This is a genomic window from Catellatospora chokoriensis, assembly GCF_011297315.1.
Classification (GTDB): Bacteria; Actinomycetota; Actinomycetes; order Mycobacteriales; family Micromonosporaceae; genus Catellatospora; species Catellatospora citrea.
The window spans coordinates 46,563-71,364 of the sequence record NZ_JAAOTI010000026.1; the positions used below are offsets into that span (position 1 = coordinate 46,563).

The window sequence follows — 24,802 nt, forward strand, 5'->3', positions numbered from 1 at the left end:
GGTATCCGACGTATAGGGATCGGCGCAGGTCAGATACCCCCGGGGGTATACGATGCGCCGAAAAACGCCGCCACTCAGGGTTCGAGTGGCGGCAGCGGAATCAGGTCACGCGAGCGCCAGGAACAGCTTCTCCAGCTCCTCCTCGGACATCGGCGGCTCCTCGCCGCGCTCCCGGGCGCTTCGGCAGTGCCGCATCCCGGTCGCGACCAGCTTGAATCCGGCGCGGTCAAGCGCCTTCGAAACGGCAGCCAGCTGGGTCAGCACCTTCACGCACTCCTCGCCTTCCTCGATCATCGAGATCACGGAAGCGAGCTGGCCCTGGGCACGCTTGAGGCGGGTGAGGGCGTCGCCTGCGACTGCTTCGTTCAGCTGCATGAGCCGAAGGTACCCCCGGGGGTATCCGTACGACAAGATCAGTGGCAAATGCCACCGTCGCCCCAGTCATCCGAGTAGGCCGCGACCTGTGCCGACGCAACCAGACTGCCCAATGCGTCAAGCCCGGCCGCGGCGTGACAGCCGGAGCTGGACGCCGCGCTGGTGCCGCAAGGTGCGGTCAAGTGGTCGGCTGAAGTGCGGCTGTCGTGACCGCCACCAGACGTGCCACGGCCGCCTTCGACTCCAGCACCCGGGCGGCCTCCAGTGCGTGCAGGCAGAAATCCGCCAGCTCAGCGGCCGGTACGTCGCCGCGGACCTCGCCTGCGCTCGCGGCGGCGGCAACCAGCTCCGTGACCATGTCCCGAAGCCTGCGGTGCGCCTCCGCCAGACCGTCATCGGAGTGCAGCATCGCTGCGAGCGCTCCGCCGTGGCGGGCATGGCAGATGAACCCATAGGCGTGCAGCACCGACGACAACGCCGCGCCCGGCGCTGCGGAGCTGGCGCGTACCTGCTCCAAGGCGGCTAGATGCGCGCCGACCTGCCGCTCGTGCCACGCCCGCAGGATCGACTCGACGTCGGGGAAGTACTTGTACAGCGTCGCGCGCCCGATGCCCGACGACTCGGCGATCTGTGACATCGTCACCGCGGCCAGGCCGCGCTCGGTGACCAGCGCGGCCGCAGCGTCCAGGACCGCTTCGCGCACCGCGTTGCGGTGCGCATCGATCGTGGCGTTCCACAGCTTCGGCACCCCGCTAGTGTACGGGCCGTCATGCTTCATACACTACGTCTTGATGTAGACACTGTGTCTCGATAAAGTCTGTGGGCCACCCCGCGTTAAAAGGAGGACGCCATGAATCAGCCCGACCGGCCACACCCCGGACCGCCCCGATGGGTCAAGATCAGCGCAATCATCGCCCTCCTGCTGGCAGCCGTGTTCGCCGCCATCCACCTCATCGGGAACATGCCCACCCACGGCGGCCACTGATGCCCATGCCCCCGCGGCTGCGCAAAACCGCGCTCACCGCACACATCACCACATCACTGGCCTGGCTCGGCGCCGTCACCAGCTTCGTCGCCCTAGCCGTCGTCGGCCTGACCACCACCGACCCCGGCCGCGCCCACGCCGCCTACACCGCCAACGACATCATCACCACAGCCGTCATCGTCCCGCTCGCCTTCGCCAGCCTCACCACCGGAATCATCCAGTCGGCGGGCACCACCTGGGGACTGCTGCGCCACTACTGGGTATTGGCCAAGACCATCCTCACTGTCCCGGCCACAGGCGTCCTGCTATTACACACCGGACCCATCGCCGCACTAGCCGACCCCGCCAACGTCACGGCGCTGGCCGCCGGACAACTACGCGGCCTGCAGATCCAAGTCCTCACCGATGCCGGGGCAGCCATCGTCGTGCTGCTGGTCACCACGGCACTGGCCACGTTCAAACCGCGCGGCATGACCGGGTACGGATATCGGCGCACCTTGCGGCAGCCGACGCCGGCGTAACCGCCACTGGTACGACAGCGGGCTGCCCACTGCCTTGACGTCAGACGGCCCGATGTCCGGACATGCGGTCACCTGCTGCCATTCGCGCCCCAGCTCCCGCTTGCGCGGTCGGAAGCGCGCCGGCTGCCCGGCTCAGAAGAACTCCCTATCCACGTCGGGCGCATACTCGGCGGAGTCGCCTATGACGCTGACGAGGAACCGATCTTCGACCGAGTGGACTTCGGACTCAACCACCTCACCGAGTGGGTACGGCCGCCCCACATCGACGAGAACATGGACTTCCGCACAGCCGCCGACGGCTCGCGGAAGCCGCTGACCCTCGCTCTTCACCATTGGCCATCGCAAGCCGCGGTGGCGGCATGGGCATCGACCGGCTGCTGATGGCGCTGACCTGGCCGAGGCCGAGGTGCTCTACCGCGCGGCGCTGGCGGGCAAGCGGGCGTCGCTCGGGGCGGTGCATCCGGACACCGCGCTGACGCTGCACAACCTGGCCGTCGTCGTCGCCGACCGCGGTGACACGTCCAAGGCGTATGTGCTGGCCGAGCGGGCGTACCGCATCCTCGCCGCAACCGTGGACGGCGGGCATCCGGCGCTGGCGGCCGCCGCGGACAACCGCCGGCGGCTCCGGGTCCCGTCCTGACCGGGCAAGACGGCGTTCATCAGCGGATCGACCCAGGGAATCGGTTACGCGACCGCGAAGGCCCTGGCCGCCGAAGGCGCCGACATCATCCTCAACAACCGTGATCCGCAGAGGCTGACCGAGGCCGTCGACAGGCCGCGCCGCGAGGTGCCTGGTGCGTCGGTCAGCGGTCAGACTTCGCGGTCACCGAACACGTCGATCGGCTGTGCGACCGGATCCCGAGCGTGGACATCCTGGTCAACAACGTCGGGTCGTTCGAGCTCAAGCGGGTCGAGAAGATGAAGTACCGGCAGGTCATCGAGACGTTGCCGGTGACTTCTTCGACATGGCGGATGATCGCCAGCCGGCGTTTGCCGTCGCGGTCGAGCGGGGGGACGTCCATACAGTCTCCAACTTCCGTGGAGCCCTGTAGGTGTCAACCGACTTCGTCAGTTTTACATAGACCACTGATTGTCATGCGCTCCCCGTGGGCATGCGGGGTGTGGCTAGTCTGCGGCAAGCGTAGGTCCTGGCAGCATTCGTGTATCCGGATGGGACGGTGTGAAACTTGACTACCTATGGTGATGATGAGCCGGTCATCGGCCGGGCGCGGCCGCCCGCGCCGCCGGCGACCGGCCGGGCCGAGGCCCCCCGGGCCGGCGCCCCGGCCCCGGTCGCGGGTCGGGAGCAGGCGTCCCGAGCCGGCGTCCCGTCCCCGGCGGGCCGGGCTGGCGGGGCGGCGCAGTCCGTGGCCGAGAAGAAGCGCAGCCCGCGGCGTCGGCGGGCGCTGATCGCAGGCATGATCGGCGTCGCCGTCGTGCTGTCCGGCGTCGGGCTGATCGCGGGCGCCTGGTTCTACAGCAGCGTGCCCCGTCCGGAGCAGCTGCCGCTGAAGGAGAACACCGAGGTGCTGTCCGTCGACGGCAAGGCGATCGCCAAGCTGGGCGCGGAGAACCGGACCCTGATCCAGATCGGCACGCTGCCGGAGCCGGTGCGCAACGCGCTGATCGCGGGCGAGGACAAGAACTTCTACAGCCACGACGGCATCGACCTGGCGGGCATCGCCCGCGCCGCCTGGAACAACCTGACCGGCGGCGAGACCCAGGGCGCGTCGACCATCACCCAGCAGTACGCCCGCGCCGCCGCCGACGACCTGGAGATCACGTATGCGCGCAAGATGCGCGAGGCGGTGATGGCCCGCAAGCTGGAGGACGAGTACGACAAGCTGGAGATCGCCGGGTTCTACCTGAACACCGTCTACTTCGGCCGCGGCTCCTACGGCGTCGGCGCGGCCGCGCAGGCGTTCTTCGGCAAGGAGGCGGCGAAGCTGACCGTGGCCGAGGCGGCGGTGCTGGGCGCGGTCCTGCGCCAGCCCGAGCCCAGCGACAACCACGGCGGCTACGACCCGCAGAACAATCCCGAGGCGGCCAAGGCCCGCTGGGGGTACGTGCTGGACAACATGGTCGAGATGGGCTGGCTGAGCGCCGCAGACCGGGCCGCCGCGGCCTACCCGGACCAGACGCTGAAGGCGTACAAGGCGGGCCAGAACGCGGGGGAGTGGGGCTACCAGGACCGCGGCACCGGTAACGTGATCAACTACGTCGGCGCGGAGATGCGCGCCTGGAACGTGCCGGACTGGCGCAGCGGCGGCTACCGCATCACCACCTCGATCGACAGCCGCGCGCAGAAGGCGTTGGAGAGCCAGGTCTACCGCGCGCACCAGTTCGAACGCATCTGCCAGACCAAGGACGGCAAGGAGACCTGCACCGAGACCCTGAAGGCGGCTGTCGACGGCAAGGGCACCCTGCTGGAGGGCCAGCCGAAGAACCTGATGGCCGCGGCGGTCGCGATCGACCCGAACAACGGCCGGGTGATCGCGTACTACGGCGGCAACAGCGGCACCGGCGTCGACTACGCGGGGCGCAACGCCATCGGCACCGAGAAGGAGTACGGCGGCCACCCGCCCGCGTCCTCGTTCAAGATCTACACCTTGGCGGCGGCGCTGGAGGACGGCTACTCCGTCAAGAGCCACTTCGACCCGACGCCGCTGTCCAAGGCGAACGGCGATCCGGACAACGTGCAGAACGCGGGCCGGGACAACGACGCCAGCTGTGGCAAGTTCTGCACGCTGGAGCAGATGACGGTGAAGTCGTACAACGTGCCGTTCTACAAGATCACGCGGGACATCGGTCAGGACAAGGTCGTCGACATGGCCCGCCGCGCCGGGGTCACCACCGTCTGGGGCACCGACGGCAAGCCGATGCGCCTGGCCGGGGCCGATGCCAGCCGCATCAAGAGCACGTTCGGCTACCAGGTCGGCTTCGGGCAGTACCCGATCACCGTGCTCGACCACGCCTCCGGCGCGGCCACCTTCGCCGCGCACGGCGTCTGGCGCAAGCCGCACTTCGTCGTGAAGGTCGAGAAGAAGGACAAGGACACCGGCGAGTGGGAGCCGGTCGATGGCCTCGGCGAGAAGGTCGAGTCCCGGCAGGCGATGCGCGCCGAGATCGCCGACGAGGTCACCTCGGTGCTCCGACAGATCCCCGGCGCGCACGCGCTGTCCGGCCGCCAGTCCGCCGCCAAGACCGGCACCTGGGAGAACGGCCGCCTCAAACCCAACGGCCAGAAGATGTTCCCCGGCGAGAACGCGCACGCGTGGTTCATCGGATACACCCCCCAGATCGCCACCGCGGTCTGGGTCGGCAACGTCCGCGAGGAGCTGCCGCTGCGCGACCGCGACAAGGACAAGATCGGCGGATCGGCGCTGCCTGGGCAGATCTGGGAGCAGTTCATGAACGACGCGCACAAGGCGATGAACCTCAAGGCCCAGCCGCTGGCCGACGGCAGCGACGGCAACCTCGGCGACCCCGACCGCGGCGACGGCGCGTCCCCCGCCCCGTCGGCAGCCCCCTCCAGCGCTGCCCCCGAGCCCTCACCCTCCTGCGGCCCGGACCAGCCCTGCGGCGGCGACCCGTCCCCCGAGCCCAGCCCGAAACCCAGCCCGTCGACCAGCCCCAGACCATCCCCGTCCCCCCGGCGCCCGTGACCGTCCAGCGGCCTCGCGACGCTTGAGGCGATCGGTGTCCGTGGCCGGAACGTCGTATCACACCACGTGTTCCGGCCACGGACGCCGATCCTCGTCAGAAGAAGCGGAGGTAGAGCGTCGGGTCCTCGGGGCGGGACGGGTCTGGGCGGTCTACCCGGTGACGGTCCTCGGCGGGATTGCTGCGTCGTACTGGAGGTTGCTGGCAGCCTCGCCCTGGCCTGTCTGCGCACGACGGCTGGTCCAGCCGAAGACGCCACCACCGTGCCAGCGGGTCAGCACCGGTGTCCTGGTGACGTGCACACCGGCTCGGGAGATCTCCTCGTCCCGGAACATGACCGGGCCGTCCGTGCGTTCCAGGATCCGCCCCGGCAGCACCGGTTCCAGGCGCACACCGTGCTCGTCGAAGCGCGGGATCCGGCCGCGCCGGAACTTCACCGCATCCGACCCCCGGCAGTCCGGTGCTGATGCGTTCGCCGAGCGCAACGACGTGGGCGCAGAGGACGGCGAGGGGTAACCCTCGCCCTCGGCCTGGAGGTGCCGCGGTCCCGGCTGCGGCGAACAGCATGATGTGGGAGCAGTGGAACTGGTTGCACACCTCGCGGAGTTCTTTCCTGCCGGCTGAAGCCAGCCCGGAGCCCTTCGAGGGGGGCAGGCTGGTGCCCCTTCGGAACCGCTTCGGGCTGCCCCATGGGTCCCTGTCGTGCAGAGACAAAGATTGAAAGCCCCACACCTCGCGCGGTCGGCCGTCCCAAAGGAAGTCCACATCGGCGGGCGCCACCGCCCGAGCATGCAGCTCACGCCACAGGGTGCCATCGAGCAAGGGCGCCCCTCGCTCGAACCAGCCGCGAGAGGTGCCACACAGCAGCTCTGACCGTTCCTACTGACTGTGCATAAGTTGCACAGGCTCAGTCGTGTGCCCCGAACGGTGTTGAGCACACTGGTCGCCCGCGTTCGGGTCGCTGTCCGGCGACGGGCATCGTGTGCGCGGTCCGGGAATGCGGCGGCGGGGTCCCTCACACCCAGGCACGTCCGGTCTGGCCTGGGCGCTCCGATGCCCCACCCGATCGCTCTGGTCGGTTGGGGGCGGTGACGTCCGTCGCCGGGCCTTGTGTCCCTGGGCACGTCTTGCGATCACGATGCTCGCCGCATCGTGCCGGGTGATCCTCCTGGTGGGGCTGGCGAGGGGTTTGTGCCAGTGTTCGGCGCCCCATTTGGAAGTGTAGGCGGGGTCGACGGCCACGATGGTGATGCCGGTCTGGTCGGCCATCGAGGTGAGCCTAGCCCGTAGCCGGCCGGTCGGGAACCGCGAAATGAGCCGACGGAACCGCTTCCTACGGCCGTGCTTCTCACGGGTCTTCTCAGCAGCGAAGTCGAGGTCCTCGACCGCGATCGCTTTCACGCCGCAGGCTCTGGCCCAGTGCAGCAGCCGGGTGAGGGCGTGGCGGACCTGCGCGTCACGGTGATCGGCGTCACGGGACAGGTCGTAGGAGAACCGGCGCGGCGCGCCGACCGGGTTGCCGTGGGCGTCCAGGTGCCAGGCGGCCAGGTGGTCGTCGTTGGCGTCCACGCCGACACACCCGGCGGCCAGGGCAGCCGCAAGTCCGATAGTGGGTACGGGCGGGTGCTGCCACGACGCGGTCAAATACCAGCGGCCACGTTGGGCGTCGAAGCTGATCCGGTATGCCACGGCGCGGTCGGCGGCGATCCGGTCGGTCCACTGCTGTCCGCGGTGGGCGAAGCTGACGCGGCAGGTGAGCAGGTAGCGGCCGTGCGGGGCGTTGGCCAGGTCGGCCAGGGGTGCGGGCAGCTTCATCGACAGCCGGCCGTCGTCGGTGACGCGGATCGTCTCGTTGCCGTACCGTTTACCGGACTCGCCGTCGGCGGACAGGAACCAGCGCGCGGCCCGCCACCGCTGCCGCCACTGCTCCTGCGACAGCTGCGCCTGATCGAGGTGGTGCCGGGTGTTGAGCAGGCGACGGCCGCCACGGACCACCCGGACCCGGCCGCTGTCGTAGTCCGCAAGCGCCGCCGCGTGCCGGTCGGTCAGGCACGCCAGGCGTCGTGCTTTGGCGTGCCATTCCCGCCGCGACCGGTACCCGCCCGGAGCGCGTTTCGATCCCTTCTGCCCCACAGGCAGGCACAGGCGGTGGGCCAGCATGTCGATACCGGCCTGTAGGCCCTGCACATGCGCGGCCAGACCACGGCGCGCCAGCGCCCACTGATCGTGGGTGGACTTGGTGATCGACCCGGCCCACCGCGACGACGACAGGCCCGTCAACCCCCGCTTGCGCTGCGCCCACCGACCGATGTCGTGGCCAAGCCCGTCAGCACAACGCTGCTTGAGATCAGCAGCGGCCACAGAACCCAGATGTTCACCCACCGCAGCCAGCACATACTCGTCCTCGGCGCTCAAGCCCTTGAGGCGGGTGCGAATCGCCACCCCGGACGGGCCGGGCACCACGAACGGCGCGGCGATCGACCGCAAGTCAGCCATGCGCGGCGGCCTCCAACGCCTTGCGAGCGCGGTCCTTCGCCGAGCGGCGACCATACAGGCGGGCACAGAACGAGGTCAGCACCTCCACCATGTCCCACACCAGGTCGTCATCGACCTCGCCGTCGTCGAGGACCACCAGCCGACGGCTAGAAGCCGACAACGCGGCCGCCACCAGTTCGGTGTTCATCCGCCCGAGCCGGTCACGATGCTCCACCACAACAGTCGTCACCTTCGGATCGGCGAGCAGGCGCCGGGCCTTGGTACGGGAGCCGTTCATACCCGAGGCGACCTCGGACTCGATCCGTACCACCACGTGTCCGGCCTGCGCCGCCCACCGCGATAACCGTGCCACCTGACGATCAAGATCCGCTTTCTGATCATGCGAGGACACCCGGGCATACAACCCCACCCCGGCAACCGGGCCCGGCCCGGCGTTCGCCTCGACATTCACCAAAATCGTACGTGGACCTACCCGCGTCGCAGGCACCGGCAACGTGCCCTCACGAAACCAGCGATACGCCGTATGGGGACTGACCCCCTGCGCCCTCGCCCACTCCGCAAGATTCACGAACGAACCCTAGCATCCACCCATGCGCATTCATAACGGCTTATGCACACTCGACCCTCAGCTGTTCGCGACCCTTAGCGTCGGCCCGCCGGTTCTGGCGCGGCGAGTATCCGGGTGACGGGCGCCGATGCGGCGAAAGGCCCGGGCACAACCTCACCTCGGAGGATCCCACAGAGGTCGGCGCTCAGGTCCAGGTCAGACCCGTCGGGGTTGGTGTAGCCCATCTCGGCTTGGTAGCTGGTCCCGAGGCGGTCGGTGCTCACCGGGGCGACCACGTGGGTGCCCGGGTGGGTGACCTCGACGCGAAGGGTGCCGGCTGCGGTGTCGAGCACCTCGACTCGCACGGGTGATGCGCCTGTGATGATGGCCGCGGGTTCCGCGCGGAACGGCTCGGCGCCCTCCGCGTAGAGGTTGCCCTCGATCCAGACCGGGAGGCGTGGCCCGGCCATCGCGCTGCCGTGCTCGTTCGGGTACTCCTGCGCCGTCGGGTAGGCGTCGTACTGCGAGGTGCCCACCGGGGTGGGCACGAAGGTGGCCTGCCCGGGCACGCCGTCCATGTCGATCGCGCCGGACCAGAAGCTCGCGAGCGTCGATTCCGACTGCGGTTCGGTGTGCTCGGCGCGCGCGCCGTCGCCGACGAAGACGTTGTTGTAGAACCGGTTGTCTCCACCGAGGATGTTCGAGACTCCGTGGACGGCCGTGGAGTGCGGGAGGTGGTACGGGGTGTACCGCTGGTGCTCGGTGCAGTTCGCGATGCGACCGGCGATGTAGTTGTGCACGTAGGCGCCGCCGCTGGACATGTCCTTGACCGCCCACGGTGACAGGAACAGGTTCGAGTCCACGAGGTACGGGCCGTGGCAGACCTCGACCATGAAGTCTTCGGCGGTGGAGGCGTAGAAGACGTTGCGCCGCACCAGGGTGCCCTGGGCCTGCCAGTCGAGCCACAGGGCACGGTGCGTGTGATGGATGGTGTTCCCGCTGATCACGGTGTCGATCGCGGCATGCAGCTTGATGCCGGCCACCTCGGCGCCGTGCCACTGACGCTTCACGTGGATGCGGGAGATGTGGTTGTCGCTGATGGTCGAGAACGCCGCCCCCAGGTGCCCGACGATGCCGGCCTGCTCGCAGTCCCGGATCGTGTTGCGGCGCACCGTGTGGGAGCCGACGTGATCCCGGTCCCACGGGTGCGGCTCGCCAGCGGCGGGCCCGCGCAGGGCGAGCGCCCGCTGGATCACCTCGCGCTCGCGCTGTGTGCCGCCCTTGGCGCCCTTCGGCCCTGCGGCGGCCTCGTTCTGCCCGGTGCGGGCCTCTTTGCCCAGCGAGACGCCGACGTTCTTCGAGTCGGTGATCGTGTTGTCCTCGATCACCCAGCCCTTCGACCAGTGCGGGCCGATCAGGCCCTCTTGCAGCGCCGTGGGCGGGGCCCACTGCGTGGCGGCCTTCGTCAGGGTGAAGCCGCGCACCGTAATGTAGTCGATGCCCGTGGCGGCGGGCCAGAAGACGAACTTGCGCGCGTTGATCTCGATCTGGTGCTCCGCGGGGTCGGCGCCCCCGAAGTTCGCCCAGATCGTGGTGACGTCGTCGCCCACCTCGCAGTACCAGGTCAGCAGCGAACCCGCCTGGTCGAACGAGTCCACGGTGACCTCGGGGTGTTCGACGCCGGCCATGGTCAGTGACTCGTACAACGACTTGCCGTCGAGATACACCTCGCCCGTGTGCCAGGTGTTGACCTGGTCGAAGAACCAGTCCCCACCGATGCGCTCGAGGTAGGGGTTGCGCGACCCGAACAGGGAGTTCGGCACGGTCGCCACCCAGACCCGGCCCACCGAGCCGGCGTGCGGATGCCAGTCGCCGATCACCTCAGCACCCGAGATCGTCACCTTCTCGAACAGGCCATCCGCGCCCAGCGCAGCCTGGTAGGTGATCGGCGCAGCAGCCGTACCGCCGCGCGGCGGGTTCACCCACTCGCGGTACACGCCTTCGTGCACGACGACGGTGTCCCCCGGCTGAGCCAGCGCCGCGGCAGCACCGATCGTGAGCAGGGGGGCCTGCGCGGTTCCGGCGGCGGTGTCGGAACCAGACTTCGCGACGTGCAGCTCCACGCCGGTAACCTCAGCCTCAGGGACGGGGAAAGTAAGAGCGCTGCCGGCCATTGATGATCTCGATTTCTAGAGTTTCTATCGGTACCTGGAGGTCTGCGTCTGAGTGCGACTACCTTGCGAGACGGTGGCGAGTCCCATTACGGCAGCCGGCGCGGATCGGGCCGTCAGGCATATCTCACTCGATCTGCGTGAGCAGCAATGCCGCGGCAGAGAACGGCTCCTTCAGCTCCACGGCTGCTAGTTCCTCGGTCAGCTTGACCACGATCTCGCGGTGGGAGAAGAGGTCGCCGACCTCGTACCTGCCCGGTGGCAGAGCAACCTCGATCGGAGTTCGCTCAGCGGCTCCGAACCGGTGGGCGACGACCAGGATCTGGGCGCCGTCGTCGGACACTCGCCGGACTGCCTGCCACCCTTCGGGGTGCCGATAGCTGCTCACCTTCGGTCCGAACCGGTGACTGACACCGTTCTTGATCACCGGGACCGCCGCCCTGTAGAAGGTGATTGCCCGGGAGACCACAGCCCACTGCTCGTCACTCAGTTCGTGGATGTCGCCCGATAGGCACATCCGGCCGAGCATGGTCGCGGTGAGCGAGTACGCAAGCCGCTGTGGGGAGTCCGGCGCGCGCAGCACTGCCCAGATCTGGCTCTGCCGCGGGAGCAGTGCGCGTTGCACATTGGCGGCGATGATGGGGATCTCCGCGCACTCGTGGGCGTCCGAGAATGACGACATGCTGGTGAGGGCCAGCATCGAGGGCTCCAGCCGGTGGCCGCCGGACGCGCAGTTCTCCATCACGAGCTCCGGCATCTCCTCGCGGATCATCCGGAAGAAGCCCTGGACTGCGGCCATCTGCTGGCGCAACCCCTCACCGAGGGACTCTGCTCCGTCGCACCCGATTCCGATGCTGTTGTTGTAGTCGACTTTGAGATAGCCGAAGCCGTTGGCCTTGAGGAAGTCGATCACCCGGTCTTTGAGGTACCCGATCACGAACGGATCGCGGAAGTCCCAGAAGCGCCGGCCGCCTACGGTGACGGGGGCGCCGTCGCGCTTGAGCAGGTGGTCGGTCAGCGTGAATGACGTGGCCCGGGAGCCGACCGTCTCGAACTCGAACCAGATGCCGGGGATCATGCCGGCGGACCGCACGTGATCAAGCGCCTCGGTCAGTCCGTCGGGGAACGTTCGGCGGTCCAGCTCCCAGTCGCCGTGACCGTTGAACCATTCGCTGCCCTCGGCCTTGTACCAGCCGCTGTCGATGACGAGATATCGAATCCCTTTGCCCGCGAGCCGGTCGACGATCGCACCAATGTTCTGCGGCGACGGCGAACCCCAGGTGGTGCAGTATTCATTGAAGATGACGGGCAGAGCCTCTTCGACCGCGGGCACATCCAGGAAGAGCTGGTGGCGAGCCGTCAACCGGTGGGCGGCGTCGTCCACTCCACCCTGCGTGACCGTCAGGTAGGCGACGGGGGTACGGAACTCCTCCCCGGGAGCCACGCTCTTCGTCCAGTGGCCCAGCTCACGGTCCGCCAGCCCGCCCGACAGGTTGAGGGCGGCGCCCGTCCGGCCTAGCTCGATCTGCCACGAGGCCGGGTGGGCAATCTGCGCGCCCCAGCAGACGCCAGCGCGGCTGTCCTCGAGGAACGCCGTCGGGAAGAACCCTTGCACTGGCCAAGATCCGACCTGACCGAAGCGCAGGCACCGCTCCCAGCTGGCCCAGGCTGGCTCCAGGCTCAGGTCCTCGACGTGGTCGGACACCAGACGCCCCTCACCCGACCAGGCGCTGCGCAGCCTGTGCAGGATCAGATCGCCGGGGGCATCGTCGCCGGCGAAGGGTGTCAGACCAGTGAGCGAGAACGACGAGAGCAGCTCTAGCGTCACCGTGTCCGGTCCCTCGTTGCGAAGGACAGCAAATGAGTCCAGCGCGGCCTCGCCCGATTGCCACCGCAGATGGTGTTCGACGAGGCACCCTTGGTGCGTGCGCAGGAGGGTCACGACCGTGACACCGGCGTCGGTCGTGACCTCGAGCTGCGACTCGAGGGTGAGCGTGGCGACAGTGCCTCCGTTCCGCAACGAACGACCGGCCGAACCGCCCGGGTATGTGTCACCGAGGGTCTTGATCTGGACGAGCGAGTCGATGGCAGACGACTTCTCGGCGACCTGGCCTGCCATTGCCGCCGGGAAGAGCATCATTCCCACCGGCCCGCCCGGACCAGGCTGCAGGTAGCGGGCGATCGTGTCCCCGAGGACGTAGTCCTTCAGGACCTCCACAACTACTCCTTTCAAAGACCCTGTCGAAGTAGCACCCAGCGGTGGCCGCGATTGAGCGCACGAAGGCCAACGACGGACTGCCGCACGGCTGTGGCTCGGCTGGGGAGCGTCAGACCTCCGCCTCCTTCGGCTCCGGTTGCACGTACCTCCGGGCGACGAAGAACCCCTCGAGCAGGTAGCACCACCACAGGAGGATCAGGCCGGGCGCCACGAACACCGCGGGCATGAAGTTCCAGATGGCGACGCCCCCGAGGACCACGGCGATCCCGAGCAGGAACGTCAGGCTGGGCGTCGTCAGCCCCAACGTGAGCCCGTTGAGCAACTGGCGCCAGGTGGGGTTGGTGAAGCGGGCTGCGAGGGGGAGGCACCAGAAGACCAGGAGCAGGAGGAAAAGTCCGACGACGGTGAGCGGCACCCAGACCTCGGCCAGCCCGAGAGTGGGCAGGTAGGAGAGCGTGAGGATGCCCACGGCCGCGACCGGGACGGCCAGCAGGCCGATGACGGTCGCCTGCCTCCAGCTCTGCCGCAAGGCCTTCATGGCGATGGCCCAGAGGCCTGCGTCCTTGCCCAGGACGTACCGGCGGCACACCTCGTAGGCGACCACCGTTCCCGCTCCCGCCGTCACGACAAGGCCGAGGCTGACGAGCCATAACAGGCTGATCACGATGACGGAGCCGAGCGAGTCCAGGATGCGCCACAGTCGCGACGCGGGGTGGTAACGGAAGATGGTCGGCGCCTTTCCGGGTGTGGAGTTGCGGGGTGCTGAGGACGGGGTCGGCCTGCCGCGGCGGGCGGGAGCCCGGCGCCGTCAGCCCTTCACGGAGCCGATCACGAGACCGGACACGAAGTGCTTCTGCAGGAACGGGTAGACGAGCAGGATGGGGACGGCCGCCACCACGGTGATCGTCGATCGCAGCGCGATCGGTGTGGTGACCTGCCCGCCAGACTGCGCGCTGCCCGTGGCGGCCACGGAGTTCATGCCGGCGTTCATCGAGCTCGCCAGTAGCTTCTGCAACTCGTACTGCAGGGTGGACAACGCCTGATCGCCCGAGTTGTAGAGCAGGGTGTCCAGCCAGGAGTTCCAGCTGGCCACCGCCACGAACAGACCCACCACGGCCAGCGCGGGCTTGCACAGCGGCATCACGATCTGCCACCACATGCGGAACTCGCCCGCGCCGTCGGTCCGTGCCGACTCGATGATCTCGTCGGGGATCGACTTCATGTACGTGCGCAGGACGATCAGGTTGAACGCGCTGATGATCGTCGGCACCCAGTAGGCCTGGAAGCTGTTCAGCATGCCCAGGTCCCTGATGAGCAGGTAGTTGGGGATCAGCCCGGCGTCGAAGTACATCGTCAGCACGAAGATCAGGGTGATCGAGCGGCGGAAGATGAACTCTTTGCGGCTGAGCGCGTAGGCGAGCATCGAGGTGAAGACCAGGTTTGTCGCCACCACCACGACCGTCTTCAGGACGCTCATGACGAACGCCTGGTAGATCGTGGTCATGTTGAACACGACGTTGTAGTTCTGCAGCGAGAAGACCCGAGGCCAGATGCCGATCCCGCCACGGACGGCGTCGTTGCCGTCGTTCAGGGAGATGGCGAGCGTGTTCAGCAGTGGGTAGATCATGAGCGCCGCGAGGGCCAGCAGGAAGGTCGTGTTGAGCGTCGTGAAGATGATCTGCTCGACCGTCCGCTTGCGACGCCGTGACCCGCCTCGTGATGCGCGCCGCGTCAGAGGCTTCGCGACAGTGGTGCCTGACATGAAGTCCTCCTAGACCAGCGTCTCTTGGTTGAGGCGCTTGGCCGCCAGGTTCGCCGAGCCCACCAGGATGACGGCGACGATGGTCTTGAAGATGCCCGCGACGACGGCGAGGCTGTAGTTGCCCAGCTGGTAGCCATAGCGCAGCACGAAGACGTCGATGGTCTCGGACTTTTCGGACACCAGGCCGTTGCCGAGGAAGTACGGCAGCTCGAAGTTCGTGGACAGGATCCAGCCGCTGTTGATGATGAGCAGCACGACGATCGTGGGCCTGATGCTCGGGAGCGTGATGCTGAACATCTTGCGATAGCGGCCCGCTCCGTCGACCTCGGCGGCCTCGTACAGACCAGGATCGATCGCAGTGATCGCGGCCAGGTAGAGGATCGTGTTCCAGCCCAGCTCCTTCCACAGGTTCGTCCCGGCGACGATCTCCCAGAAGTAGTTCGGCTGGGTCAGGAACAGGACCGGCTCGTCGACGATGTGCAGGTTCATGAGGCCCTGGTTGATGAACCCGCCGGAGGAGGGCAGCGAGAGCGCCACCGATGCCAGGCTCGCCACGATCACCCAGCTGAGGAAGTGGGGCATGTACGTGATGTTCTGCATGATCCGCTTGAACGGCAGGTTCTTTACCTCGTTCAGCAGCAGCGCCAGGACAATGGCCCCGAAGGTCCCGACGATCAGGGTCAGGACCGACTGTCCCATCGTGTTGACCACGACCTGGCGGAACCGCTCGCCGTTGACACCGGTGAACAGGTTGTGGAAGTTTTCGAGGCCCACCCACTGCTGGTTCCAGATGCTGCCGCGACCCGGCTTGTAGTGCTGGAAGGCGATCGCCCAGCCGTAGACCGGGACGTACTTGAACAGGATCTGGTACAGCAGCAGCGGGACGGACATCGCGAGCAGGGCTCGCTGCGCCCAGACCCTGTCCCAGGTGATCTTGCGCTTGGGATCCTTCGCTGCGTTCTTTCGGGCCTTGCGCTTCTGGGCACGCGAGCTGCTCGCCGGCTCCGGGGCCGGTTCGAGCCCGGTGGCGGGCACAGGGGTGCTGACCGTGGCGTCCGTCATCTGTCAACCTCGTCCGGAGCAGTGGGTGGTGATCGAGAACGCGTCGTGGTGGGGGGCGCACGCCGCCCACCACGACTGCTCGCAGACTGTTACCAGTTGGCTAGACGGTTCTTGATGCCGGCGTTGACCGCGTCCTCGTACACCTTGACGTCGACCTTGTGGATGGAGTCGACGTAGGCCTGCCAGCTCTTGTCGAAGTCGGCGGGATTGCCGGCGATGATCTTCGGCAGGTTCTGCACGCTGGTGTCCGTCAGCTGCTGGTTGACCTGGTTGGCGTCGTCGGAGAGCTTGATGTTCCAGGCCGGGTAGTACTTGGGGTTTTCCGGCACCTTGTTCATGAAGTCAAGCCAGGTCTTCTTGTTGCCGTACTTCGCCATGAAGTTCTTGTCGTAGTCGCTCAGCGTCGCGTAGAACTCGGCGGGCTGGTCGTCGGGGCTGTAGGCGTTGCCGTCGGAGAACTTGCCCTGGTGCTTGGGCAGCATGTCGAGCAGCGCGTCGAGACGGTTGTGGGAACGCCAGGTGATGTCCTTGTAGTTCTTCCGCTGCTGGTCCGTGCGGGAGAAGACGCCGTCGGCGCCGACCTGGTAGTCCTCGCCGGCGATGCCCCAGGAGAGCGTCTTCTGCCACTCCTCGCTGAGCATGGTGTCGAGGAACTTCAGTGCCTTCTTCGGCTGCTTGCTGGAGACCGAGACGCCGAACCCCTGGTTGATGTTCATGACGGCGCGGTCGGCGTACCAGGGCGTCATCCCGTCGTAGACGGGCATGAGGGGCACGTAGGTGTTCTCGTCCTTGCCGGCGCTCTGCAGCGACTGGGTGGCGGTCCCGAAGTTCCAGCCCTGGTCGTGCATGCCGAGGACGGCGCCGGTGGCCAGCTTCGCGGTGTACTGGTCGAACGTCAGGGTGAAGGACTCGCGGTCGACGAGGCCCGCGTTGTACTGCTGGTTGAGGACCTTGAAGAAGTTTTTCGCGACGTCCTTGTCGGCGTAGATCGACCCGTTGTTGTTGCTGTCGACGATGACGCCACCGTTGTTCGGGGAGCCTGCCAGCAGCGCCGGCGGGTTGGTCATGCCCCACTCACGGCCCTTGGACGCCAGAATCTCGAAGCCGACGGTGGGGGCGCCGTTGGTCTGGGGGTGCTTCGCCTTGTAGTCCGAGATGAGCTGGAAGTAGCGGTCGAGTGTCATGTTGCCGAGGTCCGGGTAGCCGGCGTCCGCGAGCACACGCTTCTGGATCCAGAACGCGGGACCGTAGTAGGTGCCGCCGGTGATGTCGCCGTAGAAGCGGTTGTAGTTCGGGAAGATGTACAGGCCCTTGTCCACCTCATCGCCCGAGTAACTCATCTTCTTGATGTCGTCCTTGACGTGCGCGGCGAGGTTGGGGTAGGCCCCAGTCTCCAGCATGTCGTCCAGGCGCCGGAGAGCGCCGCCCTCCAGGAAACGCTGCTTCAGGTCGCCGGTGCCGACGAGGTCGGGGTACTGACCGCCCGCGAGCATGACACCGATCTTCTGGTCCTCGTTGTCCGGCGTGACGATCTCGTACGTGAGGGTGACACCGAGCTTGTCCTTGAGCAGCTTGGTGATCTTGTTGTCGGGTGCCGGGGCCTGCTGGGCCGACGTGATCCAGACCGAGAGCGTCGTCGGGTTGCTGGGGCTCAGCGTTTCCGAGTCGTCCGCGCTTTCGTCCGACGTGCAGGCAGGCAGGGCGATCAGCGCCATGGCCGTGGCGGCCACGGTGAGCTGCCGCCCGGCCCGGCGCAGGCCGCCGAGTCTAAGGTTGCGCTTCATGTCTCTCCTTTCGGGAACTGTCCGGACGTCTCCGCTGTGAGAAAAATGTCCGGGCGATGTTGACCGGAAGCTGTGCGCTGCGGACGCGAATCCTGCCTCGCGTCTTAACCGCGGCGTGATTTTAGCGATAAAGTAGAGAGGCGATCGAGTTCCGTCAAGCCCCGCGCACGAACCGAGACTCCGCCGTGACGTCCCGGTCCACACGCAACAAGCCGCATGCGCCACACCCTCCGGAACGACGCCCTGTCTGCGTACAGGTTGGCGTGTACAGGTAGGTGCGGCTGAACGTATCGAGCTCGCCGTACGCGATCGATCCCGCAGCGTGACTGCCCGTTCACTTTGGCCACTTCGGCGGTGGCGGTGGTAGGCCGAGGTCACGGCGAAAGGGACGGGCTCGATCGAGGGATACCCCGTCGTCGGCCTTCCAGGGCGGGCATGGCCAGCCGGATCCTGCCGGCCTTGCCCGCCGGATGGACATCGGGAAAGGCACGCGCACTGCGCGTCCGGGGCGGTGACGCCGTCGATCTCGACTGGCTGGACAGGGTGCTGTCGACCGTAGTGCTTCACGCCTTGGCGACGCGTGAGGTGAGCGTCGAGGTGCCCGGAGACGGGCAGGTGCGCATCAGGCGCAGGGTGTCGCTGCAGGCCGGCGCGACGGTGACCGTGGTGGCGCCGTAGGCGTGGGATGGTGCCGCACCCTCACCTGGTCAGCAGAAGCTCGCCCCGTCAGGCGAGGTGGACCACTTGCCAAGCCGCATTTTATCGATAATATGACGGCACCCCGCGGTATGTCCGGGCCGCGAGCCTCTCGTCAGAGGCTGCTGGGTTGGCAGAACGTCCGGACAGGAGGATACACATGGCGAGGGTGACGATGGCGGACGTCGCCCGTGAGGCGGGCGTGTCGACCATGACCGTGTCGAACGTCCTCAACGAGCGCCTCCCGGTCAACGAGCCGACGCGTGCCCGCGTCATGGCCGCCGTCGCGGCTCTAGGGTACGAGGTCAACCTGACCGCGCGACACCTGCGCGCGGGACGGACCGACACCGTCGCCTTCATCGTGCCCAGCTTCCACGACTACTTCGGTGAGATCGCCGACAAGATCGCGCCGCTGATCGAGGCCGACGGGCGGCACCTCGTCCTCGAGCGGACGAGCGCCAGCCCGGAGTATGAGATGGCGGCGGTGAGCGTCGCGCGACTCCAGTACTACGACGGCGTCCTGCTGTCCGTCGCCGGCCTCGACCGCGACCAGCTGGACCGCGTGCGCACGCCCAAGCCGATCGTGCTGCTCGGCGAGCGTGACGTGCCCGACCGCTTCAACCACGTGCGGCTGGCGAACGAAGAAGGCGCCCGCCTCGCGACGGCGCACATGATCGAGCACGGCTCGCGACGCATCCTTGCGCTGGGCTGCACGTTCGACACCGCGCACATGATGTCGTCGGACCGCCGCGCTGGCTGGGAGCGCGCACTTCGCGATGCCGGCCTCGATGTCGACGCACGCCATGTGGTGCCCGTCCCCACTTACACGTCGGCGGCCGGACGCGATGCCCTGCTCGACGTCATCGCGTCCGGTCTGCCCTTCGACGGCGTCTTTGCCGTCACCGACGTCATCGCGCTCGGCGCGATCGCGGCCCTGGCAGAGAGCGGGCTTCGGGTGCCCGTCGACGTCCAGCTCGCCGGGTTCGACAACCTCGACATGGCGAGGTTCGTCCCGCCTGGCCTCACCTCCGTCGACGCGGACCATGAAGGTGTCGCCGAGACCGCGGTGGGTCTGCTGCGCCGGCAGATGGCGGGCTGGACCGGCCCGGCCGAGCACGTCGTCGCGCCCGTCAGTCTCGTGGTGCGTGGCTCCACCCGCGGTGGCGCCTAGGGCCGTGCACTCACGCGCGGAACGCCGCGCGCCCCTCTAGCCCGGTTCGGTCGAAGGGAACCAAGCTGTGAGCACCTCTGCACGCACGTCCGCCTTGCGCGCCGTCCCCGCATCCCCGCTCGCCGGGACGCAGCACCGGCCGCTGCCGATCCCGGCCGTACGCCTTGTCGGCGGTCCGCTGACAGCCTGGCAGCAGCGCAACGACGCCGCGGACGGCCTCTACGGCCCCGACACCGCCACCGAGCTCGGCGACGAGCGAACGGTAACAGCGATCCCGTTGTCGACCTGGGGCAACCGTGCCCCCGGCCCGATGCGGGTCTGGCCTCCGCGAGCTCCTCGCTGGGGTCTGCAATGACGGACCACGCAGCCGATAGGAAGACAATGACGACGAGCACGATCGCAGTGATCGACCTCGACCTGCCCGGCGCCACGATCAGCCGGCACGTGTACGGGCACTTCGCCGAGCATCTGGGGCGGTGCATCTACGGCGGGTTCTGGGTGGGCGAGGACTCGCCGGTCGCCAACGTTCGGGGCATCCGCTCGGACGTGGTCGAGGCGTTGCGGGCAATCTCGATCCCGAACCTGCGCTGGCCGGGCGGCTGCTTCGCCGACGACTACCACTGGCGTGACGGCGTCGGCCCGCGCGAGAGCCGCCCGCGGATGGTCAACTCGCACTGGGGCGACGTGGTGGAGGACAACGCGTTCGGCACGCACGAGTTCATGGACCTGTGCGAGCTGCTCGGTGCGGACCCGTACGTGTCGGGGAACGTGGGGTCCGGGTCGGTGGCGGAGATGTCGGAGTGGGTGGAGTACCTGACCCGGGCGGACGACTCACCGATGGCGGCGCTGCGGCGGGCGAACGGGCGCGAGCAGCCGTGGCGGGTGCCGTTCTGGGGACTGGGCAACGAGGCGTGGGGCTGCGGCGGCAACCTGCGCGCCGAACAGTTCGCGTCGCTGGCCCGGCAGTACGCCACCTACTGCCGCAACCACGGCGGCAACCTGCTGTACCGGATCGCGGCGGGCGCGAACGAGGCCGACCTGCACTGGACCGAGACGCTCATGCGCTCGTTCGACGACCTGGCAGCGGACCGAGCCGGTTCGGCGGGCCCGTTCCAGGCCGTGTCGCTGCACTACTACACGATGGCCGGGCCGTGGTCGGACAAGGGCGACGCCACCGGGTTCAGCACGGACCAGTGGTACGTGACCATGGCCCGCGCCCGGCGCATGGAAGAGCTGCTCACCCGGCACTCCACGGTCATGGACCGCTACGACCCGCACCGCAAGGTCGGCCTGGTCGTGGACGAGTGGGGCACGTGGTGGAACGTGGAGAAGGGCACCAACCCCGGGTTCCTGTACCAGCAGAACACGCTGCGCGACGCCCTGGTCGCCGCCGTGCACTTCGACGCGTTCCACCGTCACGCCGAGCGCGTGGTCATGGCGAACATCGCCCAGACCGTCAACGTGCTGCAGGCCATGATCCTCACCGACCCCGACAGCGGGGCGCTCGTGCTCACCCCGACGTACCACGTCTTCGCCATGAACACCGGCCACCACGACGCCGCCGCCCTCGCGGTGCACCTGCGCGGCGTCGAGACTCGCGCCGTCGGCGCGACCGAGCTGCCGCTCGTCTCGGCGTCCGCGTCGGTCAAGGGCGACACCGCCCTGGTCTCGCTGTCCAACCTCGACGCCGAGACGGACCGCACCCTCGTCCTGGACCTGCGCGGCCGCGATGTCGTCGGGCACACCGCGCGGGTGCTGACCGCCAAGGCGCTCGACGCGCACAACACTCCCGAACAGCTCGACGCCGTCGCCCCTACCGACCATGCCGGCGTGCACCCCCACCCCCGGGGGCTCGAGGTCGAGCTGCCTGCCCACTCCTACGTCACCGTGGCGCTCGAGCTGCGCTGATGGACCGACCGGAGGTGAACATCCGCGGCGGCGGGGCGCGGGCAGACGTCTCCGACCCCGTCATCTTCGCGGACGTGCCCGACCCGGACGTCATCTTCGACGGCCGGTGCTACTACATGGTCAGCACGACCATGTACTTCGCGCCGAGCGTCCCGATCATGCGCTCGGGCGACCTGGTGCACTGGTCCATCGCCGGGTACACCGCGGCGATCCTCGACGACACGGACGCGCTGGCGCTGCGCAACGGCCAGGACGCGTACGGCCAGGGCAGCTGGGCAGCGAGCATCAGGTTCCATGACGGGACCTACTACGTGTCGGTCGGCAGCCTCACCACGCAGCAGACGTACGTCTACTCGACTCCCGACATCGAGCACGGGCCGTGGACCAGGTCGGTGCTCGACGGGTACGCCCACGATCAGTCGCTGCTGTTCGACGGCGACGACGTCTGGCTTGTCTACGGTGGCGGGTCGATCGACCTGCGCAGGCTGCGGCGGCACGACGACGGGACCCTTGCCTGGGACGGCCCGGCGACTCGGCTCGTCGAGGACGCCGACGTCGACCAGACCAGCGGGCTGAACGCCGAGGGCGCGCACGCGTACAAGATCGGGGACTACTACTACGTCTTCATGATCGAGTGGCCGTCGGGTGGCATCCGCCAGGAGGTGCTGTGGCGGTCGACGTCGCTGACGCCGCAGTCGGCCGGCGGCGTGTGGGAGGGCCGGGTCGTGCTCAGCCAGGGCGTGACGGTCGGGGGCCGACCCGGAACCGGCGTCGCCCAGGGAGGAGTCGTCCAGGCATCCGACGGACAGTGGTACGCCATGCTGTTCCAGGACGAGGGCCCGCTGGGTCGTGCGCCTCAGCTCATTGGCGTGACCTGGGACGACGACGGGTGGCCGGTGTTCGCTCTCCATCCGCAAGCGCCCGCGGCGGCCGCACGGACGGCCGGTGACGGGGCCGCCGTCGTCGCCTCGGACGACTTCGACAACCTCCTCGAGCGCGCGGGCCACTGGAACACGGCCAACGCGGACCTCCTGGCAGAGTCCGCCGAGAACGCATGGAACGGGTCGGACCTGGGGCTCCAGTGGCAGTGGAACCACAACCCGGACAACCGGTTCTGGTCGCTCACCGAGCGGCCCGGACACCTGCGGCTGACCACGGGCAGCGTCGCGTCGAGCATCCTCGATGCGCGCAACACGCTCACCCAACGCACGCTCGGACCCGCGAGCTCCGGCGCCATCTCGCTGGACGTCTCGCACATGAAGGACGGGGACGTCGCAGGTATCTCCGCCTACCAGCGCAAGTACGGATACATCGCCGTGACGATGGAGGGCGGGACCAAGAGCCTGGTGATGCGCCGGGCGGGCGGCGACGGCGTCATCGCCTTCACCAGCGCACCGGTGCCGCTGCGGGCGGACGTCGTCTACCTGCGCGCTGACGTCGACTTCCGGGATGCCGTCGATACGGCGTCGTTCGCGTACTCGTACGACGGCAGCAACTGGACGTGGCTGGGCGACACCCTGCGGATGCGATACGACCTCGCGCACTTCACCGGGTACCGGTTCGCCCTCTTCAACTACGCCACTGCCGAGCCCGGAGGCTACGTCGACGTGGACTGGTTCCGTGTCAGCGACCCCACCGGGCTCGCAAGCCCTACTCACCGACGGAAGGAAGGAGCTGTTCATGACTGAGCAGGCGACGTCAGCCCTGCTGATCGACGGACAGGAACCCGCCGAGGTGCGGCTGCATCATGTGTGGAACGAGTGCGTCGGTGCTGGCCGCGCGAATGAGGCGTTGCGGGCGGACTGGCAGGCGCACTTCCGCGAGGCCGTCCAGGTGCTGGGCGCCCGGCACGTGCGCTTCCACGGCCTGTTCCACGACGACATGTTCGTCTACCGGACGGACAACGGCGGCGGCTTCGGCCCGAACCAGCCGCTGCCCGAGCCGGTCTACACGTTCGCATATGTCGACAAGGTGTTCGACGCAATCCTCGACGCGGGCGCCCGCCCGTTCGTGGAGCTCGGTTTCATGCCGCGCGAGCTCGCCACCCAGACCGAGACGCTGTTCTGGTGGAAGGCGCACTGCAGCCCGCCCAAGGAGATGGGCCAATGGGTCGCGCTGGTCGACGCCACCGTGCGGCACTGGATCGAGCGGTACGGCATCGACGAGGTGCGGCAGTGGCCGTTCGAGGTGTGGAACGAGCCGAACCTCGTGCCCAACTTCTGGACCGGGACGCGCACCGAGTACTTCGAGCTATACGAGGCCACGGCGCGCGCGATCAAAGCCATCGACCCCCGGCTGCGGGTCGGCGGCCCGTCGACGAGCGTGTTCGTCCCCGACGCCCGTTACTCCGGAGAGACCCACGACCCGTCGCTCGAGGTCGAGACCGCGGTGGCCACCGACCCCGACGAGCTCGACTGGCAGCCGGTGTGGATCCACGAGCTGATCGAGTACTGCGCGCAGCGCGGGCTGCCGATCGACTTCCTCTCCACCCACCTGTATCCGACCGACTACGCGGCGGACTCCCTGGGCGACCTCAAAGCGATCACGCGCCAGAAGGACGCCACGTACGTCGACCTGCAGGTCCTGCGCACGATCATCGAGAACAGCCCGTACCCGGATGCCGAGCTGCACATCACCGAGTGGTCGACCTCGCCGTCGAGCCGCGACGCGATCCACGACACGCTCTTCGCCGCCGCGTACATCGTCCGGGCGTTCCTCAAGGGCGCGCCGCTGGCCGACTCGATCTCCTACTGGACCTTCACCGACGTGTTCGAGGAGGGCGGCGGCGGCATCGGCCCCTTCCACGGAGGCTTCGGGTTCGTTAACGAGAACGGCCTGCACAAGCCGACGTTCCACGCGATGGCCATGCTCCACCGCCTCGGTGACCGCCTCCTGGCCGAGCTGCCCGACGGCGCCATCACCCGCTCGTCCGCGACGGGTGACGTGTCGGCCATCTTCTACAACTACCCCGCCGATATGGGCACGACGGGGCTCGCGTCCCGCAACGGCTACGCCGAGACGCGAGCCCTCGCCGAGATGGGCCCCGAGCGCCGCGTCCGGCACCGGGTCGAGGGACTGCGCCCGGGCACCGAGCTCACCGTGGAGATCCTCGACTGGGAGCACGGGAACGTCGCCGAGGCCTGGTACCAGATGGGCGCCCCGCTCAACATCACGCGGGAACAGACCGCCGAGCTGCGCCACGTCGCCGACGGCCTCCACCGCAGCACGCTGACCGTCGGCGACGACGGCGCTCTCGACATCGACCTCACGCTGCCCGCCTGGGCGGTCGCCTCGGTCGCGCCGACGCTTGCCCGCGCCGCTGCTTGCCGCATTCCAGGAGCTCTTCGACCACGAGGAGGGTCTATTCGGCACTGAGGACGCGTACATGTGCGAGTACACCGACGACGGTGCCTGGTGGTACGGATTGGACATGCCGCACGTCA

General features: G+C 68.1%; 23 protein-coding genes. 10 read left to right on the forward strand and 13 right to left on the reverse strand.

What is annotated here, in order from left to right; genetic code table 11:
• Positions 1–105: 105 nt before the first annotated feature.
• Both HAV39_RS31575 and HAV39_RS31580 read right to left on the reverse strand, forming a co-directional pair.
• Positions 106–375, reverse strand: coding sequence for a metal-sensitive transcriptional regulator (locus HAV39_RS31575; protein WP_191842834.1), 270 nt, complete (start codon positions 373–375; stop codon positions 106–108).
• Positions 376–553: 178 nt separating this feature from the next.
• Complete coding sequence (locus HAV39_RS31580; RefSeq protein WP_191842835.1) at positions 554–1,123, reverse strand: TetR/AcrR family transcriptional regulator; 570 nt, start codon at positions 1,121–1,123, stop codon at positions 554–556.
• Between the two features lie 102 nt (positions 1,124–1,225).
• Between HAV39_RS31580 and HAV39_RS43410 the strand changes: the two genes are divergently transcribed.
• On the forward strand, positions 1,226–1,360 hold the full coding sequence (locus HAV39_RS43410) for a hypothetical protein (RefSeq protein WP_275413931.1): 135 nt from the start codon (positions 1,226–1,228) through the stop codon (positions 1,358–1,360).
• Positions 1,360–1,881, forward strand: a complete 522-nt coding sequence (locus HAV39_RS31585; RefSeq protein ID WP_191842836.1) for a hypothetical protein — start codon at positions 1,360–1,362, stop codon at positions 1,879–1,881. Before HAV39_RS43410 ends, HAV39_RS31585 begins: the two co-directional genes overlap by 1 nt.
• A 132-nt stretch (positions 1,882–2,013) precedes the next feature.
• Here HAV39_RS31585 and HAV39_RS31590 read toward each other — a convergent pair whose 3' ends face one another.
• Positions 2,014–2,214, reverse strand: a complete 201-nt coding sequence (locus tag HAV39_RS31590; RefSeq protein WP_191842837.1) for a hypothetical protein — start codon at positions 2,212–2,214, stop codon at positions 2,014–2,016.
• A gap of 58 nt (positions 2,215–2,272) precedes the next feature.
• On the opposite strand from HAV39_RS31590, the gene HAV39_RS31595 reads away from it, so the two are divergent.
• On the forward strand, positions 2,273–2,521 hold the full coding sequence (locus HAV39_RS31595) for a tetratricopeptide repeat protein (protein ID WP_275413932.1): 249 nt from the start codon (positions 2,273–2,275) through the stop codon (positions 2,519–2,521).
• A gap of 163 nt (positions 2,522–2,684) precedes the next feature.
• On the opposite strand, the gene HAV39_RS42980 is transcribed toward HAV39_RS31595, so the two are convergent.
• Entirely contained in the window at positions 2,685–2,903 is a 219-nt protein-coding gene (locus HAV39_RS42980; RefSeq protein WP_239120637.1) for a hypothetical protein, read from the reverse strand.
• 165 nt (positions 2,904–3,068) lie between these two features.
• Here HAV39_RS42980 and HAV39_RS31605 point away from each other — a divergent pair, with 165 nt between their 5' ends.
• Positions 3,069–5,546, forward strand: coding sequence for a transglycosylase domain-containing protein (locus HAV39_RS31605; protein WP_191842839.1), 2,478 nt, complete (start codon positions 3,069–3,071; stop codon positions 5,544–5,546).
• A 150-nt stretch (positions 5,547–5,696) separates the two neighbouring features.
• Here HAV39_RS31605 and HAV39_RS31610 read toward each other — a convergent pair whose 3' ends face one another.
• The 9 genes from HAV39_RS31610 to HAV39_RS31650 all read right to left on the reverse strand — a co-directional run bounded on the left by HAV39_RS31610 (position 5,697) and on the right by HAV39_RS31650 (position 17,584).
• Positions 5,697–5,981: a hypothetical protein gene (locus HAV39_RS31610; protein WP_191842840.1), complete on the reverse strand. Its 285-nt coding sequence runs from the start codon at positions 5,979–5,981 to the stop codon at positions 5,697–5,699.
• Positions 5,982–6,423: 442 nt separating this feature from the next.
• Positions 6,424–8,040, reverse strand: a complete 1,617-nt coding sequence (locus HAV39_RS31615) for a transposase (protein WP_191842841.1) — start codon at positions 8,038–8,040, stop codon at positions 6,424–6,426.
• Positions 8,033–8,608, reverse strand: a complete 576-nt coding sequence (locus tag HAV39_RS31620) for an IS607 family transposase (RefSeq protein ID WP_191842842.1) — start codon at positions 8,606–8,608, stop codon at positions 8,033–8,035. Before HAV39_RS31620 ends, HAV39_RS31615 begins: the two co-directional genes overlap by 8 nt.
• Positions 8,609–8,682: 74 nt before the next feature.
• Positions 8,683–10,710 (reverse strand): right-handed parallel beta-helix repeat-containing protein, encoded by a 2,028-nt coding sequence (locus HAV39_RS31625; protein ID WP_191842843.1) that lies wholly within the window; start codon positions 10,708–10,710, stop codon positions 8,683–8,685.
• Positions 10,711–10,885: 175 nt separating this feature from the next.
• Positions 10,886–12,976, reverse strand: coding sequence for a glycoside hydrolase family 36 protein (locus tag HAV39_RS31630; RefSeq protein ID WP_191842844.1), 2,091 nt, complete (start codon positions 12,974–12,976; stop codon positions 10,886–10,888).
• Between the two features lie 109 nt (positions 12,977–13,085).
• Positions 13,086–13,640: a DUF624 domain-containing protein gene (locus tag HAV39_RS31635; protein ID WP_191842845.1), complete on the reverse strand. Its 555-nt coding sequence runs from the start codon at positions 13,638–13,640 to the stop codon at positions 13,086–13,088.
• Positions 13,641–13,784: 144 nt separating this feature from the next.
• Positions 13,785–14,738, reverse strand: a complete 954-nt coding sequence (locus HAV39_RS31640; RefSeq protein WP_144127009.1) for a carbohydrate ABC transporter permease — start codon at positions 14,736–14,738, stop codon at positions 13,785–13,787.
• 9 nt (positions 14,739–14,747) lie between these two features.
• Positions 14,748–15,800 (reverse strand): ABC transporter permease, encoded by a 1,053-nt coding sequence (locus HAV39_RS31645; RefSeq protein WP_191842846.1) that lies wholly within the window; start codon positions 15,798–15,800, stop codon positions 14,748–14,750.
• Between the two features lie 89 nt (positions 15,801–15,889).
• Positions 15,890–17,584: a type 2 periplasmic-binding domain-containing protein gene (locus HAV39_RS31650; RefSeq protein WP_239120636.1), complete on the reverse strand. Its 1,695-nt coding sequence runs from the start codon at positions 17,582–17,584 to the stop codon at positions 15,890–15,892.
• A gap of 435 nt (positions 17,585–18,019) precedes the next feature.
• On the opposite strand from HAV39_RS31650, the gene HAV39_RS31655 reads away from it, so the two are divergent.
• From HAV39_RS31655 to HAV39_RS31680, 6 genes are all read left to right on the forward strand, one after another.
• The gene (locus HAV39_RS31655; protein WP_191842847.1) at positions 18,020–18,262 is read left to right on the forward strand and encodes a glycoside hydrolase family 95-like protein; all 243 of its coding nucleotides are present in this window, start codon (positions 18,020–18,022) and stop codon (positions 18,260–18,262) included.
• Positions 18,263–18,455: 193 nt separating this feature from the next.
• The gene (locus HAV39_RS31660) at positions 18,456–19,451 is read left to right on the forward strand and encodes a LacI family DNA-binding transcriptional regulator (RefSeq protein ID WP_191842848.1); all 996 of its coding nucleotides are present in this window, start codon (positions 18,456–18,458) and stop codon (positions 19,449–19,451) included.
• 67 nt (positions 19,452–19,518) lie between these two features.
• The gene (locus HAV39_RS31665; RefSeq protein WP_191842849.1) at positions 19,519–19,806 is read left to right on the forward strand and encodes a hypothetical protein; all 288 of its coding nucleotides are present in this window, start codon (positions 19,519–19,521) and stop codon (positions 19,804–19,806) included.
• 26 nt (positions 19,807–19,832) lie between these two features.
• A complete protein-coding gene (locus tag HAV39_RS31670) occupies positions 19,833–21,359 on the forward strand; it encodes an alpha-N-arabinofuranosidase (RefSeq protein WP_191842850.1) in 1,527 nt (508 codons plus the stop codon).
• Positions 21,359–23,047: a glycoside hydrolase family 43 protein gene (locus HAV39_RS31675; RefSeq protein ID WP_191842851.1), complete on the forward strand. Its 1,689-nt coding sequence runs from the start codon at positions 21,359–21,361 to the stop codon at positions 23,045–23,047. The genes HAV39_RS31670 and HAV39_RS31675 overlap by 1 nt, the downstream gene beginning before the upstream one ends.
• On the forward strand, positions 23,040–24,734 hold the full coding sequence (locus tag HAV39_RS31680; RefSeq protein ID WP_191842852.1) for a GH39 family glycosyl hydrolase: 1,695 nt from the start codon (positions 23,040–23,042) through the stop codon (positions 24,732–24,734). The genes HAV39_RS31675 and HAV39_RS31680 overlap by 8 nt, the downstream gene beginning before the upstream one ends.
• The last annotated feature ends 68 nt before the right edge of the window (positions 24,735–24,802 follow it).

Bases quoted from the DNA above. Each gene is read 5' to 3' on its own strand.
- HAV39_RS31575 (WP_191842834.1), bottom strand. From the start codon at position 375: ATGCAGCTGAACGAAGCAGTCGCAGGCGACGCCCTCACCCGCCTCAAG.
- HAV39_RS43410 (WP_275413931.1), top strand. From the start codon at position 1,226: ATGAATCAGCCCGACCGGCCACACCCCGGACCGCCCCGATGGGTCAAG.
- HAV39_RS31585 (WP_191842836.1), top strand. From the start codon at position 1,360: ATGCCCATGCCCCCGCGGCTGCGCAAAACCGCGCTCACCGCACACATC.
- HAV39_RS31590 (WP_191842837.1), bottom strand. From the start codon at position 2,214: ATGGTGAAGAGCGAGGGTCAGCGGCTTCCGCGAGCCGTCGGCGGCTGT.
- HAV39_RS42980 (WP_239120637.1), bottom strand. From the start codon at position 2,903: ATGGACGTCCCCCCGCTCGACCGCGACGGCAAACGCCGGCTGGCGATC.
- HAV39_RS31615 (WP_191842841.1), bottom strand. From the start codon at position 8,040: ATGGCTGACTTGCGGTCGATCGCCGCGCCGTTCGTGGTGCCCGGCCCG.
- HAV39_RS31640 (WP_144127009.1), bottom strand. From the start codon at position 14,738: ATGTCAGGCACCACTGTCGCGAAGCCTCTGACGCGGCGCGCATCACGA.
- HAV39_RS31645 (WP_191842846.1), bottom strand. From the start codon at position 15,800: ATGACGGACGCCACGGTCAGCACCCCTGTGCCCGCCACCGGGCTCGAA.
- HAV39_RS31650 (WP_239120636.1), bottom strand. From the start codon at position 17,584: ATGAAGCGCAACCTTAGACTCGGCGGCCTGCGCCGGGCCGGGCGGCAG.
- HAV39_RS31655 (WP_191842847.1), top strand. From the start codon at position 18,020: ATGGCCAGCCGGATCCTGCCGGCCTTGCCCGCCGGATGGACATCGGGA.
- HAV39_RS31660 (WP_191842848.1), top strand. From the start codon at position 18,456: ATGGCGGACGTCGCCCGTGAGGCGGGCGTGTCGACCATGACCGTGTCG.
- HAV39_RS31670 (WP_191842850.1), top strand. From the start codon at position 19,833: ATGACGACGAGCACGATCGCAGTGATCGACCTCGACCTGCCCGGCGCC.
- HAV39_RS31675 (WP_191842851.1), top strand. From the start codon at position 21,359: ATGGACCGACCGGAGGTGAACATCCGCGGCGGCGGGGCGCGGGCAGAC.
- HAV39_RS31680 (WP_191842852.1), top strand. From the start codon at position 23,040: ATGACTGAGCAGGCGACGTCAGCCCTGCTGATCGACGGACAGGAACCC.